This window comes from Microbulbifer sp. MI-G, assembly GCF_030440425.1.
Classification (GTDB): domain Bacteria; phylum Pseudomonadota; class Gammaproteobacteria; order Pseudomonadales; family Cellvibrionaceae; genus Microbulbifer; species Microbulbifer spongiae.
Window position 1 is genome coordinate 2570135 of the sequence record NZ_CP098023.1, and the last position, 15858, is coordinate 2585992.

Below are 15858 nucleotides of genomic sequence, written 5' to 3' on the forward strand. Positions count from 1 at the left end.
AAAAAACAGGACAGCACCGGTAAATAATCACCGATTTAGACTGGATAGGTCACTGTTTCTCACCAGCCCTCCTTGGTATGCTGATAGGCACCAATATGCAACTCTTTGCATATTCAACAACAGGCGACCAAAAGAGAGTTTTGCCATGTCCCATGCCTTCCCTAACATGCTGGCCCCTCTGGACCTGGGCTTTACCACCCTCCGCAACCGGGTACTGATGGGCTCCATGCACACCAATCTGGAAGAACACGCCGGGGGCTTTGCCCGGCTCGCGGCATTCTACGCTGAGCGCGCCCGGGGCGGGGTTGGCCTGATTGTAACCGGCGGTATTGCTCCCAATGAAGAGAGCGGTGTATTCAAGGGGGCCGCCAAAATGAACACCCCGCAAGAGGCGCAACAGCATCGGGAAGTGACAGAAGCTGTCCACGCTGAGGGGGGGAAAATCTGCATGCAGATTCTGCACACTGGCCGCTATGCCTACAATGAAAACCTGATCGCTCCTTCTGCCATTCAGGCGCCAATCAATCCGTTCACCCCCCGCGAGTTGACTGTTGAGGAAATTGAACATCAGATTGATGACTATGTGCGCTGTGCCACACTGGCCCGTGAAGCCGGTTACGACGGTGTGGAGATTATGGGCTCCGAGGGTTACTTTATTAACCAGTTCATCACAAAACGTACCAACAAACGCAACGATGAATGGGGTGGCAGCTTCGAAAACCGTATTCGCTTGCCAATCGAAATCGTGCGCCGTGTGCGCGAGGCCCTGGGCATTGAATTTATTATTATCTACCGCTTATCCATGCTTGATCTGGTTGAGGATGGCAGTGACTTTGAAGAGGTTATTGCTCTCGGCCAGGCTGTCGAAAAAGCTGGTGCCACTATTATCAATACCGGTATCGGCTGGCACGAATCCCGTGTGCCCACTATCGCCACCAATGTACCCCGCGCTGCGTTCACCGACATCACCGCAAAAGTAAAAAAGCACCTCACCGTGCCAGTGGTGGCCAGCAATCGGATCAACATGCCGGAGGTCGCCGAAGCGGTGCTCGCTTCCGGACAGGCAGACATGATTTCCATGGCCCGTCCCTTTCTCGCAGATGCGGATTTCGTTGCCAAGGCCGCTGCCGGCCGAGACGATGAAATCAATACCTGTATTGGCTGTAACCAAGCCTGTCTGGACCACACCTTTCAGTTAAAGCTCACTTCCTGCCTGGTCAACCCCCGTGCCTGCCACGAAACAGAATTAAATTATCTGCCCACTGAAACACCGAAAAAAGTGGCGGTGGTCGGCGCCGGTCCCGCTGGTCTCTCATCCGCTACTGTAGCCGCAGAGCGGGGACACAGGGTTACCCTGTTTGAAAGCAGTGACACAATCGGCGGCCAGTTCAATATCGCCAAACAGATTCCCGGCAAGGCCGAATTTCAAGAGACCCTGCGCTATTTCAAACGCCGCCTCGAGGTCACCGGTGTCAAGGTGAAAGTGCGGACCGTCGCGACCCCAGGGGATTTGCAGTCCTTTGACGAAGTGATCCTCGCCAACGGTATTGCGCCGCGCATGCCGGTAATTCCTGGAATCGAAAACCCAAAAGTACTCGGCTACCTGGATGTACTCAGGGACAAGATTACTGTGGGCGAAAAGGTTGCCATTATCGGTGCTGGTGGTATTGGCTTCGACGTAGCGGAATACCTCACACACAGTGATGATTACTCCGGCGAAGAATCACCGGCCACCAGTACCAAAGCAGCATTTTTCGACGAATGGGGAGTGGATATCGAACTGGAAAACCGCTCCGGCCTGAAGCCCCGCAAAGCGGTGAATTCCCCGCGGCAGGTTTTTCTGCTGCAACGCAAAACATCCAAAGTGGGCGCTGATCTCGGCAAGACCACCGGCTGGATTCACCGCAAGAGCCTGCAACATCGCCAAGTGCAAATGATCCCCGGTGCCACCTATGAAAAAATCGACAACCAGGGCTTACATATCCGCATTGGTGGCGAGCGGCAGCTAATAGAAGTAGACAACATCATCGTCTGTGCTGGCCAGGAGCCCGCCCGTGAGTTATACCAGGCACTGCTTGAGCGTGGTATCAAAGCCCACCTGATCGGCGGTGCCGACGAAGCCGCAGAACTGGATGCCAAACGCGCGATTGACCAGGGCGCGCGACTCGCTGCTGAGATCTAAAGCAATCCCCGGCATGTAATTTAGCAAAGGGGTTCCTGGCATTTTCCCACACGGGAATCCCCTTCTTACACCGGCTGGAGGATTCCCGTTTCATTTGTTGTTCCCCCTCAAGCTGCTGTAGTAGGCTTCAAGCATTTTCGCGCTTCAGCTCAACCCCTGCACCCACTTCTGCCCTGCGGGGTGTAACCGGTCAGCCTATCGAAAGGCCAGCGGTTGGCCATAAAACACCTCGCGGTGCCAACAATCAGCCACGGGCAAACCAAATGCATTTCTTACGTTGGCAGGATAATAGACAGGCCATATCACGACCCGCTTAATGTGATGTATCCGCCCCACAACCGATTGCATTGGCATTGTCAAAAAAACCGGCTCAATAAGCTGGCGCGGGCTGGTTTTAGGGTCACGCACCAGCCTTCAACCCAGTGATACCAGCCACCACCGCAAAAGTGCAGACATCTATCCTGTTGTTGGATAAATCATAAAATTTTCACCAAAAATTCACCCAAACGCCATCCACCAACCAGAGCAAACAGTAACGGTACACGGGTCTATACTCCTGCAAGAAAGTCGTTCGGCCGTAATCACAGGAATCATTACTGCCAGTTCTGAGAGTCAGAGTGAACAACAGCGATACCCCCCTATCCAGCCTGCTCACACGAGCCCGCAACAAGGTAGAACAGGCACTTCGCGAACTAAAGCCACCCTATACACTTTTTTTTTCGATCAGCGATGCCACACAGCGTGCGCAAGTAAAACATATCAACGCCCAAAGCTTTTCCCAGGCCTGGAAGAATCTTGCAGACGCCATTCAAATCGTGGCAGCACAAAACGCAATGGAGCCCTGCTGGTTGCGGGTGGATTGGGTCATCCAGAAGAGCATAACAACCTTGTGCGGCCTTCATAAACTGCTTGAGGATACAAAAAGATGCCACTTTCGCTATGGTATTGCCCTGGATATCGATTGCAACATTGCCTTTCTGGAACAGGAGCTCAATGGCAATGCCATGCTCGACGAGGGCGGTCGGATGGACCACGCCATCCTCAATGAAAAAGAATTTCGCTCCTACACAAATAGACGCTTTGGTCCCCAGGTAGATTTGGATTTTTCCGAAGAGAGAACCATTGTTCTGCTTTCCACAAAAGGACTGTTTTGTGAACACCACAGGGAACCGGTCTACCTTTATGGGCCGGGACCTGATGCCGGCCGGCGCACAATCAACACCCTGAATTGTGAAACTGTCACCCAGCTCATTGAGGATGGCAGCCGCTATTTAATCAGCCAGCTTAAACCCAATGGCAGTTTCTACAAAGGATGGTACGCCTGCTTTGACAGGGCAATGTCGCGTTGTACTGCCTTGGAGCACGCCAGTGCTGTCTATACGATGATTGAAACCTGGAAAATAACCAAATGCGCCTCCCAATTATCAGCCATTCAACACTCACTCGACTACATGACAAAAAAATTACTCCGGGTCGCTGTATTGGAATCCGGTAAAACCGGCGCATTTGTGGTGGAGCCCAATGGAGAAATCAGGCTGGGCAGCAATGCGGTATGTCTTCTCGCACTGGTGAATTATTCCCAGGTCCGGCAGACAAGCCAATATGCCGAATGGATGACAAGGCTCGCCAGAGGCATTGAATTGATGCAGGCTCCCACCAGCGGCCGATTTTTTCATGCTGTGGAATACCCCGCACTGACTGTCAAAGACTGCCATCGGGTGATTGATTACGACGGTCAGGCAGTGTTGGGGCTCCTGCGCCTGTATGGCTTTAGTAAGCACTCACGTTGGTTGGCAGTGGCAGACAAAGCATTCAATTATTTACTGACCGCAGGGCATTGGCGGGCACACAATGTTTGGCTGGGCTACTGCGTAAACGAACTGACCGCCTATCGGCCCGATGAGCGGTACTATCAGTTTGGCATTAGAAATTTTGCCGGACACCTCGGTGTAATGGAACAACGCATCATCCCCTCGCCCATCCTGTTACAATCAATGACGGCGGCAGATACGATGATTACGCGGCTGCGGCAGGAGGGACAGTTCCAATATTTGCTGGATCAGGTGGATCTGACCCATTTTTACCAGGCTCTACACAGGCACACCACCCATCTGCTCAATGGGTATTTCTGGCCTGAGTTCGCCCTGTTTTTTAAGAATCCGACAAAGATTCTTGGTAGCTTTTATACCCGGCATCACGCCTTCAGGATTCATATCGACGATGTGGGGCACTATTTGTGTGCCCTTGTCGCTTACCATAAATACCTTCACAGCCACGCAGGAGACCATCTGAAGGCACCCTGCCAACCCCGTACCAGCAACACACACTATCCCCATTGGAACAAGAAGCAAAACCCCTACTCGCCTGGGACGGAGATGTCAGCCAAGAGGTAAAACATGGCCAGAAACCCATGCTTAGAAAGAAAAATCCATGAAAATCCTACACCGATAGTGGAAACGCCTGCCGGTCCGATGATCGGTACCATTGACCAGGAAACGGGGACCTATCAATTCTTGGGCATCCCCTATGCGCAACCACCAGTGGGGGAATTGCGCTGGCTTTCTCCCCAGCCCCTACCCACCTGGGAAACACCACTGCATGCCAGCGCGTTCGGCATGCCTGCAGCCCAGAACCCATCAATACTGATGGAAGTAAGAGGGAGAAACGGTGCGCCGCCCGAGCGGGAGGAATGCCTTTATCTCAATATATTTTCGCCGCCAACTTCGAGCAACAATCGGCTGCCAGTCATGTTCTGGATTCATGGCGGTTCTTTTTATATGGGGTCTGGTTGTCAGGAAGTCTATAATGGGCGCTACCTGGCAGCCAGTGGCAGGGCGATCATTGTAACCTTCAATTACCGGCTGGGAGCATTCGGCTTTTTGCGCCTGAAGGACATTTGTGATATCCCATCCAGTGGCAATGAAGGGCTTATGGACCAGATTGCAGCACTCAAATGGGTAAAAAGAAATATTTCTGCATTTGGTGGCGATCCACAGAATATCACCTTGTTTGGCGAGTCCGCCGGTGCCATGAGTATTGCACTGCTTCAGAAGATCCCCGAATGCCAGGCACTTTTTCGCCGCGCCATAGTACAAAGCGGGCATCCCAAGGCCGTTCACTCCATTTCCCGTGCCAATCACCTGGCAGAAACATTTGTCAAACATCTGGATAGCATTGGTAACGGGAAGCCACCCCGGGACTGCACACCCAAAATGCTGCTTCAAACCCAGACTAAAATTCTGACAGACTGCCGCATGACACAATGCTGGGGACAACTTCCATTCAAACCCGTTATTGACCATGAGCTTTTAAAAGAGACCTCTGTAACCGGGCACACGGAAAGCACCCCCGCTGTAAAACCTCTGCTTCTTGGAAATAATTTAGAGGAATGGAACCTATTCAGTGTCACCAATTCAGAAATTTATACACTGGATTATCACAAAATCTGCAATCATCTCGACTGGTTACTCCCGGAAAAAAAAATAAAGCCATTACTCGGCCATTACTACCAATTGGCCTTATCCATTCAGGAGAGTCCCTGGCCCCAATGGAGCCAAGCCTGGAACTTGTTGTTAACCGATATGGTATTTACCTTACCCGGCTTGAGACATCTGGCAAACCACCAGGGTGAAGGGTTTCACTACCATTTTACCCAGCCCCTGGCAGCCCAACCCCTGCTCGGAGCCTGTCATGCTGTGGAGCTGGGTTATGTGTTTGGTACCCATGGTGAACAATCCCTGCATGCACTCTACGGTGCGGAAACAGGCGCGCATCTCTTGAGTGCCTCCATGCAGGAAGCCTGGCTGAGTTTTGCAGAGACCGGCTGCCCGGGAGAAGGCTGGCCCATCTTTTCAGGGAAACACAGTAAACGTTTTGGCAACCATCCATCCGCACGAACATTTAATACTTCGGAGCTTCTGGCCCTGTGGCAGGATATACCTGATGAAGTTCTATATGGATATCTATAAGCGTAGAGACTTAAGACTAAGGTTACACTTACGTGCCATTAAGATGCAATTTTCTATCGTTTTTTATCTTGATAAAATTGTTTTCGCATATCCAGCAATCACTGTGGAGGTAACGGATCAGTCCTACTGAAGTGGTCTGTTTTTAATGTTAGCGCCTAGTGCTGGTTTCATTTGTACAATAATTTCTGGGATCGGTAGATAGCAATCCAAAATACTGTATTGCCGCTTGGTATTGTGATGCTTCCTGTGCTCTTCACTGAGAACCCCCTCTCCTACAGCAAATAGAGTACTTCAAGGTTGTTGAAAATGTGTCTGCGGTCTTCGTCAGAACGCCCAACTGACAGTCGTCTTTGAGTAGAAAAATATGCCGGCCCAGAATACGATAGGCTCTGCGCTCAGAGCAATGAAACCGGCTTCACATAGGGTCTATACAGTCACGGCGAAGTAAAGGGCTCAGAAGCTTTTCTTGGCGGCCTCCAACTGAACCAACTTGTCCAGTATCAGGTCCAATACTGCCCGGAATGGAAGCAGGCGTGCCAGTTGTTCCCTCTTTGAATCACAGGTTGCAGAATGGCCTCGGGTCCAAGACGTGGTAATCTGCCATTCAAAAGTCCTTATTATTGATAGCCAGAGTGTAGTAGAGATTAGTTTTAGTTCGGAGGTAATTGACGTCAAAACGTTGATCTGACCCCACTCACTTTAATTATTGCTATTTTTCTTATCTGCATCTATAGGAGCCAGCAAAGAAGTAAAAGGAAGATGCCAGCTTGCGTATGCAGTTTGAGGCGTTGAGCGGGTTCAGCGCGGCAGAGAAGAAGGTCGCCAAGGAGCTGCTGGATCTGCTGATTCTCAAACATGCCGCAAACCGACTCTCCGCCGGCGACGCCGCGTAACAAGGTTACAGTAGAGCACGCCACCAAGTTGCTGGCTCAGAAGAGACAAATTCAGCGAAGAGAAAGGTTATCGGTTAAACATACAAGCTCCGGTGCGCGTGCGGGTGATGCCGGGATGCTTGGTGTTGACCGTCGATCAAGCCGAGCAGAAAAGCGACAAAAGCTGAGCAGATCAGAGCGGCAAAACCCCGGCTGGTTATCCCTGCCGGGGTTTTGCTGGTAGGTGCCAGGAAAAAGGAAGCGTCCCCCTTTTCTCCGTTAGCGGATAAGACCCGATTTCAAAACGAAATCCCTGTAAAAACTGTTATGTCAAGACGCGACCCCTACGCCCTTCACTCTTTATCAACAGAGAGTTTTTACTCTGACCCCAAATATCTTGGACTCCAAGACACAGACAAGTCGGAAAATTCTATGAGCCAACGATCACCGCTTCTCCACTCAATTTCATGGATAGCTTTACCGTAATCCTCCTCTGAGGCCCTAATTTCACCCCTATAGTAATCCCCATGGCCAGAGTGACACCCCATGTGTGAAAAACTATACCGAGTAACACCTAGATAGCTGACAACAATATAACCATCATGGTAGGCACCCAACATTTTTAGAGTTACATTCACACATCTCTCGTCCTTATTGATTCCCCTCTCTTCTATCGTGAAATCTTCTAACCAAGAATCATGAAGAGCCTTGTGGTCATTCGGGTCATTAGCCCAATGCTCCATTGCGAACTGATAAGCTGCATCTGAAAATCTAGACTTATTTTCTTCTAAGTATTTCCGATAGTTCTCATATGCTACCGATAGGCTACGTATATCCATCGGATCAGATTGAGTGAAGTCACCTGAAAGTACAAACAATTTTTATCCTCATTTATTAAAACTGTGGACCGTCAGGTTGAGGGTACAATGCACCATCCCCCATTGATGTTACACCAATTGACTCCGTAAATATCATATGGGCATTGTCCGGGCTCTGGTACATCTCATAACCAACTAGGGGTAAGCCTAGAAGGCCCATTGCTCTACCCAGCCCTCTATAAATGCTTTTAATGTTGGCTCTACCTTTAGCAGGTATACGACCCATACGCCTCTGCATATCGACATCTAGCCCATTTAATCGCTTAAGAGCATCATCTGAAATTGAGTCAGGTACACTCCCGTCAAAACCATGTTTTGCTATAAATTCTCCATTAGCATAAACCCCAATTTCTTTGCCTCCTTTATAAACATGAAACTCATGCCCTGACTCGCCCTTAGTATTGAACAAATCCAACGATGCTTCAGTATCTCCATCTAAGGTATAGAATGGCGCTCCTGTCTTCTTCCTTTTATTGTACCCTTCATGAGCTTCATCATTGAGCATTCGGCTAAATGCGCCTGTTACAGCTCCATTTGCGAACTTACCACCAGTGATTTTTGATACAGTCCCTCCTACCACGGCAGCTGCTGTAATACGCCCTAAGCTAAACCTAGACCCTTTATCAATCCCGTTTATTTTTCCCGCAAAAGCCTGTGTCACACCAGCTGCAGCAAAACCATGCCCGAACTTGCCATTTTGCAGCTTTGACATAATACCACCAGCAATACCATGAGACACGACCTTTCCTGCATAAGCAAGCCCATTCAGCCCACTTTCCGCAAAATTCCCCAAACATGATGTGCATGCTTCAAATGCTGACCCTATGCCGTAGAACGCAGCTGCACTAAATGCCCCCACTGCTATACCTTGTAGAATATTTCCACCATTGACCGCCGCACCAACACCTCCTGTGATAGCGCCTAATGTCGCAGCACCATACCAGCTTTGTAAAAACCAACTCGCCCCTACTCCACCCGTGAAGTAAACCAGTGCTGCGCCAACGATCAAGCCTGCAAATTGTTTCAGGTTATCAAAGAAACCATAGCCACTGGGATCCGTATAACGTAATGGGTTATTGTGAACGTAGGAATAGCGGTTATACGACTGGGTATCATTTGGGTACTGAACTTGGATGTCCGCCTGCATAAAGCGGCCCAGACGCGGATCATAAATCCGCCCATTCATATGGATCAGGCCTACCTCATCCAGCATCTCATGGCCGGTATAACCGCGGGTGGTGCGGCTGTGGTCAAAGCCGTAGAGGGCAGTAGGGGTCAGGGCGCTCCAGTTGGCGGTATTCCTGCGCTGGCCCCAGGCGTCGAAGGACATCTCCTGTACCACCTTGCCAGCCTTATCGGTAATCAGGTCCATGGAGCCCAGGTGGTCCTTGTACAGGAACAGCTTGTCGGTGGACTGCACCCCGTAGGCAAGATCGGTTTTTACTGTATACACAGCGGCGCCCAGGTGGCGCTTCCACTGGATCTCGTTGGGGGCGCTGGATTTCCGGATACGCTCAAGTCCGCCGATATACCAGATTTCGGTGACTTCATCGTTACTGCTATTGGTGTCCTTGCGGTAATAACGACTATGACCGGGCCCGTAAAGGAACTCGGTAGTGTGGTTGCCCTTTTCGATGCGCTCCGCTTTGTCAAAGGTGGTGTACTGGATAGTACGGCCACCATCGAAGCTGTCTGAGGTCATATTGCCGTTGGCGTCGTAGTGGTAGCTGACCCCACCGGCATTGGTCACGGCATGGGGACCGGCACCGTTCTGGCCATAGACATAGGTGCCCACACCGGCCTTGTAGGTGATATTACCAATGGCGTTGTAGCGGACATCCTGGTTGGCAGTGCTCAGGCTGTCACAGTTGATATTGCTGCTGCCGATATGGGTTTTGATCAACCGGTTAAGGTCGTCATAGCAGAAACTTTCGCGCAGGTTCTTGCTGCCACTCTGGTTGTGGCGGCTGGTGAGATTGCCCAGGGTATCCCACTGGTAACTGATGTTCTGGATACCAAAGGTACCCAGAACTGTGGAAGTCTGGTTGAGCAGACGACCTGTGGAGCCCTGGTAGTTAAAGGTGGTGGTTGCCCCATTGCCCAGCAGCTGTTCTTTTAGCTGGCCACGGGCGGTCTGCGCCTGGATTTCCTCGATCAGGTCTCCAGTGGCGAGGTCTGTAACCTTATAGAGATAACCATTGGCATTGTAGTAATTGCGAACCCCGGACTGTCCGCTATCGAGCAGGCTGTCGAGGGCGTCGTAGCTGCGCTCCACCCGGCCGTGGCCATCGAACACCGTGGTGATGACATAGGAGGGCTGGGAGCCATCGCCATCGAAGTCCATCGCTCTGGCATTGTTACGGCCAAACTGGTCGTACTGGTAGACCGCCTGGTAACCACTGACACTGTCGGTGATCATCTCCACCTGGCCGAGGCCGTTTACTGCGCTGTCGTAGTACCAGCCAACGTTGCTGGTGGTGGCGGTGCCGCCACGCTTTTCGATACGGGTCAACTGGCGGCCCAGTTGGTCGTAGGTTAAGGCAACCGTGTGACCGTTGGCATTGGTCTGCTGTTTCAGCTCGCCGTAGCCTGTGTAGGTATACTGCCAGGCACCCTTGTCCGGGTCGTCCATGTCCGTTTTACGGCCCAGGTGGTCGTAATTGATGGTGACCACAATGGGATAGCTGAGGCCGTCGCCCTCGTCGATATGGCTGCCGGCACTGTTGGTCTTGCCCCAGGATTTAGCTTTGTGCAGATTGCCCTGGCTGTCGTACTCGTAGGTAAGGCGCCCGTCAATGGCATCGACCACCTCGACCAGCTCACCCGCAACGTTCTTGGTCTCGACTTTACTCTGGCCCTTGTCATTGACGGTGGTGGTCTTCAGCCCCGTATAGGTCATTGTGGACTGTGACTTATCTGCAGCAATCACACGGGTCGGGCGACCGAGCAAGTCATACTTAGTCTCGGTCCACATACGGGCCTCATCGGAGAAATAAGGCTCGCTGACAAATTTGAGTCGACCGAGGTTATCGTACTCTTTGTCCGCATAGACTTTGTTATTAAAGCCCTTGGTTTCCGTGCGTATGGAACGGCCCAGTGCATCGAAGTATTCCCTGCTCCAGCTACCGGTACTGCTGCTGGTCGTCACCTTATAGTTGGCTCCAGAGGGGCATCCGATGACACAGCGTTCATACTTGGTCAGTTTGTCCGCGCCAGTGTTGCTGCGACTGATGGTTTCCCGTCCAAACTCATCGTAGGCAAAGACGGTTTTCAGGCCGTTCATACCTTCGACTTCCAAAGGTGCGCCGAAGTGATTTCGGAGGAGCACCCTTTCAGTCAGTTGATCAAGGGCATTGTAGCTCTCAGAGACATAGCGCCCGGAAAGATCATACACCGTACTGGCACTGCGGCTGATCTCGCCCGGTGCGCTCAGGGTCTTTTTAATGACATTACCAAAGTTATCGTACTCGTAAGCCGTTGTTTGCTTGTACTGTGGCTTCTTCGGCTCAATCACCTCGGTTTTCAGCAGGCCCTTATGTGCTCCAGAGGTATAGTAGGTAAAGGCAGACTCCCGTATATGTGCGGGCTGTCCGGGTCGGGTACTGGTCACTTTAGTGCTGCTTAGGCGACCCTTTTCCTTCTCCCAGGTGGTGGTGCCGTAGGTATTGACGGTATTTTTGACAAACTGGTCGCCAGTGGCCGGATCGGTTGTGGCAACATCGATGGTTAGGGCATTGCCGTAATTATCGTAACTGTTGGTGGTGGTGACCGTTTGCAGCATTTGCCCCTGTGTGTTGCCTTCGTTTTTAAGGTCATAGGTCTCTTCAACCGCACTGTAAATATACGGCTGGTAAGGTGGCACAGGTTTACCACTGCCATTCCACCCCTGGAGGCGCCAGTTGTTAGAAGCCCGGCTCAGAAGCTGACCGCCAGCTGTATGGGTCTCTGTTTGCAGCGGCATGCCCGTAAAAGGAAAATCCTGGCGATAGGTGGTTTCCGTCACCACACCAGTCTGATTATCGGTAGTGCTGATTTTCTGGAAACCCAGCATTCCGCGCCCAGCAGCCTGGAGCTTCATCTGATGATAGTGGTAGGACACTGAACTGAGTGCAGACTGATCCACAGAGCCAGGGTCAGCACCAGCTGCAGGCGCGGAACTCTCCACCCTGGCAACCAAATATACGGGGCTCAGGATATCCAGTACAGGCGCATCTTTACCCAGGGTTTGACTTCCTGCAGGAAGCGCCCAGTCACTGTTCAGTGCTGTATAGAAAGAATCAATATTGCCTGACGCAGCCATATCCAGACGAGAGTAGACGCCACTAAGCGCCATATTTCCATAAGTGACCTTGGTGATGTTACCAAGACCATTATCGATCTGATGGATTACATTGCGTGGGGTATTCTTATATTTAGCCTCGCCAGCATTATTTAGGCGGGTAAAGACCTTACCGCTTGAAATGTCATAACGGTGGTAGTCGGGCTCTCCGTCACCATCGGTATCTGCAAACCAGACAAAATCATTCTCATCCATGCCAGGAACGCCATAAAAAGACTTCCTCTCATCAGAACTAACAAATTTACCGGTATTTTGATCAAAAAATCGAACCCAAACACCACCAGCAATACCGTAGGATTCAGGCCACACAAAGTCCTGATAGCCATCTTTGTTCAAATCAACAAAAGTACCCTTACTGCTACCCACTATTCCCAGATCGACAAAGCCGGTTCCGGTGCTGAGTTGCACGTGCATGGCACCATAATTCCCGGTATAGGCAATATCTGTGAGGCCATCACTATTAATATCTATCGCAATTGGGCTTTTGGACTTTTGATCCGTGGAAAGCAGCCCCATGGAGTGAAATTCACCCGCGGCTTGATCAAATATGGCGACCTGGTATCCCGCAGATGTCTCCACCAGGATATCCATTGCTCCGTCACCATTAAAATCCCCCAAAGTATCCGGCATACGATTAGAGAGATTCGCACCGACAGTGCCTGGAACATTCAATGGATAGTTGGTGTATTGATCACTAAACTGATAGTAGCGACCGGAAGAAACCGGTTCTCCAGAAGGTTCCAGCAGGCGTACATGTACAAAGGCCCCTATAGTTCTGCTATAGCTGACTGCGATATAGTCTGCAAGGCCATCGCCATTGAAGTCGGCGAAAATCGCATTATTATTCAGTCTATTCGTGCCGATGGGCCTGGAATCCAACTTCCACTGTTTACTTCTTGTGTCGTAACGGCTTAGAAATATATGCCAATATCCACCAGGAATCCCATAAGCCGTGCGCGGATTATAAATTGCCAGGTCATGACGACCATCACCGTTGTAATCCAAGACCCGAATAGAAAATCCTTTACCCACATTTGCACCGGTAAAGTATTCAGAAGTGAATATACCACCAGTAAAGTTTTGTTTGACGAATTGTGATCCATAAGAGATGGCGTATTTAACACGAATATCGGTATCTTCCCCATCATCTTGATACCCTTCAATCCAGACTATATCCTGCTTGCCATCCCCATTGAAATCAGCATATTTATAATTACCAAGGAACCGATTCTTGGTTGGGGAAAAGTCTATCGCTTCGGATTCCGCTCCAAACTGACGCCATGGTGCCTGCAGCCATTCAAAACCCATAGCTGGAAGACACTTGGAACCCACACACTCCTGCAATGAAGTCAGTAGTGATGTTCTATCATCATATTTATTTTTGGGAATAAAAGGTAAAACCGCCTTATAGCCCAAATTATATTCACGAAGGACTCTGCCATTGGATTTAGAGGTGACTTTCTTCAGGCGCTTTGTAGTCTTAAATTCATAACCTGCAGTATAGCTCCGAAGGTACTCAGGACGGTTTTCATAAGAAAATTCAATTGTGGCTTCATAGGTGCCGGAGCCAAAAGCATAGCGAACAGCCCTGACACGGTGTCCGGTATTCACATCCCCTTCATATAGAAATTCAATCTGATTACCAACACTGTCTTCAAAACGATTTTGCGCCCAGGTTAGTGTATGACCGCCCGCCTGTTGTTTTGAGTCACTGCTATTCCCATAATAACTGGTGGAGCCGTCTTTACGCTCTACTTTAAAGTAAGCGGGCTTACCCAGGCTTCCGCCAAGGGAGCTGATCTTGGCAAAAGAGTCCATTTCGGTCTTATACACAGCGCCAACAGCGCCATATTGAGAGCCATTGACTGTTATCAGGCGCTGTCCGTCCAAACAAAACCGGTCAGAATCTGTCCAGGTAATTGGTGCTAGGCTACCATCGATTGCTAAAGTCTGGCGGCAACGGGAGACACCGGAAAGACCGCCAATAGCCCATCCTCTACCCAACAGGCCATTGCCAGCACCATTGTTATAGTTAAGAGAAATTTCGGGAGCAACACCAGCCGTACCCACAGCGGTAGCAATGGGAATAGAATAAGTTGCCGCGCCGGATTCATTAACACGGAACTGACCGCCAGAAGCTCCGGCCATATTGGGCGTTTGAACAACACTCGGGGCTGTATAATTACTAAAGGTACCAGACGTATCCGCCTGAAATGCAAAATCACCCGCAAAGATGTCATCTCTACCATCACCATTAACATCCCTCACCTTTACATCAGCAGGTGCGGTATTGGTAAGGATTGCCGCTATCGCTGACAGAGCGTCATTACTATCTGCAACAGACAATGTTTGCACAAGTTCCGGCAGGTCATCACCCTGGGCATGGAAAATAAGGGGCATGGCAACAAGTAACAGCAAATCAGAAGCACCATCTCCATTGAAGTCCCCTGTAAGAGAAAACTCATCACCCAGTGGTTGAAGCTTGGCAACCTCCAGCTGCGATAGCGTTTTCTCTATTGGGTCCCGATAACTTTCCCTATCGTGGTTTAAATACAGAACAAAGTTTGGCAACTGAGGCATCACCAAGGGAGTGACAATATCACCATGCAGAAGAATTACCGGGCGATGATACTCAAAGTACAAGTCTTCCCGTTGATCACCATTGACATCACCCAGATAGATTTTATAGCCACCATTCATGATGCCAGCAGATGCATTGACACCAATCGAAAAAATCAAGAGAGGCAAAAGACACAAAACAATGAAAATAGGACGCAGAGAGATCATTTCAAATGAAAATCCAAAATTTATTCTTGAAAATACAGAAAGGGAGAGTATCAATCAGAGAATCACGGCTACCCTGAAAGCTGTTTTCGCAGCCAACAACCCATCCATTCAAACTGCAAAGAGGTTCTAAAAAAACAGAAAAATTAAATTCAAAAAGGTGATTTTTGAACATTCATAGAATTTTATTCCGCCACGGTGTGTTTCATTTTTTGATGCAGCCAATACACTCTCAATAGAGGGGCGATTTATACACACACTAGAGGTTTTTAGCAATTATTTTTCAATCTTTAGGTCAGGATGAGGTTGTTGAGCCAAGTGTTAGACGCATAACCCGCTTATCTTTAGATGACAGAAAGATGGCTCAATGATTTTGTCATTTTTCTACCAAAATGCTGCAAAATCAGCTAGCGGGATTGCAAACCGTATACCGTTAGATTTTTCTCCATCCACAACATTCATCGCTCAAATGAAAAGGTTGTATTAGTCTGGCTTTATTAATTTACTGGCCGCCCCCTCCCAGAAAACGATTACTAAAGAAGCGTTACTACTAAACGGAAAGTCATCAGTGACAAATAGAAAAAGCACTACAGGTCCCTGATCAACCAACTAAAACCACCGCACTAAGAAAATCAAGATTCAACATGCATTCACATATTTGATAAGGTTGGTCAATACCTCAGGGTGAATGCTTAGATATTCTGGGCTATTCAAGTAATATATGACCCCTATCAATCAATTGGCGATCTCGATATCTTCAGTGCACAATCTCTATTGCCTGTTCCAATTTCTTGATTTAGATCATTATCAAAATACCAATAACCCATGCTTGGCG

At 49.7% G+C, this 15858-nt stretch carries 6 protein-coding genes; 4 read left to right on the forward strand and 2 right to left on the reverse strand.

Going from position 1 to position 15858, the window contains the following annotated elements; genetic code table 11:
- Nucleotides 1-145: 145 nt before the first annotated feature.
- The 4 genes from M8T91_RS10870 (at nucleotide 146) to M8T91_RS10885 (ending at nucleotide 7043) form a co-directional block, all read left to right on the forward strand.
- Nucleotides 146-2182 (forward strand): NADPH-dependent 2,4-dienoyl-CoA reductase, encoded by a 2037-nt coding sequence (locus M8T91_RS10870; protein ID WP_301414178.1) that lies wholly within the window; start codon nucleotides 146-148, stop codon nucleotides 2180-2182.
- Nucleotides 2183-2799: 617 nt separating this feature from the next.
- Nucleotides 2800-4575: a hypothetical protein gene (locus tag M8T91_RS10875; RefSeq protein ID WP_301414179.1), complete on the forward strand. Its 1776-nt coding sequence runs from the start codon at nucleotides 2800-2802 to the stop codon at nucleotides 4573-4575.
- 3 nt (nucleotides 4576-4578) lie between these two features.
- Nucleotides 4579-6150 (forward strand): carboxylesterase/lipase family protein, encoded by a 1572-nt coding sequence (locus M8T91_RS10880; protein WP_301414180.1) that lies wholly within the window; start codon nucleotides 4579-4581, stop codon nucleotides 6148-6150.
- A 767-nt stretch (nucleotides 6151-6917) separates the two neighbouring features.
- The gene (locus tag M8T91_RS10885) at nucleotides 6918-7043 is read left to right on the forward strand and encodes a hypothetical protein (protein WP_301414182.1); all 126 of its coding nucleotides are present in this window, start codon (nucleotides 6918-6920) and stop codon (nucleotides 7041-7043) included.
- 356 nt (nucleotides 7044-7399) lie between these two features.
- Here the strand turns inward: M8T91_RS10885 and M8T91_RS10890 are convergent, their stop codons facing one another.
- Both M8T91_RS10890 and M8T91_RS10895 read right to left on the reverse strand, forming a co-directional pair.
- Nucleotides 7400-7900, reverse strand: a complete 501-nt coding sequence (locus tag M8T91_RS10890) for a hypothetical protein (RefSeq protein ID WP_301414183.1) — start codon at nucleotides 7898-7900, stop codon at nucleotides 7400-7402.
- Between the two features lie 16 nt (nucleotides 7901-7916).
- Complete coding sequence (locus M8T91_RS10895) at nucleotides 7917-14939, reverse strand: FG-GAP-like repeat-containing protein (protein WP_301414184.1); 7023 nt, start codon at nucleotides 14937-14939, stop codon at nucleotides 7917-7919.
- Nucleotides 14940-15858 lie beyond the last annotated feature (919 nt).

What these genes read in the sequence shown, in the direction of transcription:
- M8T91_RS10870 (WP_301414178.1), top strand. Translation starts at nt 146, where the DNA reads ATGTCCCATGCCTTCCCTAACATGCTGGCCCCTCTGGACCTGGGCTTT.
- M8T91_RS10880 (WP_301414180.1), top strand. Translation starts at nt 4,579, where the DNA reads ATGGCCAGAAACCCATGCTTAGAAAGAAAAATCCATGAAAATCCTACA.
- M8T91_RS10895 (WP_301414184.1), bottom strand. Translation starts at nt 14,939, where the DNA reads ATGAATGGTGGCTATAAAATCTATCTGGGTGATGTCAATGGTGATCAA.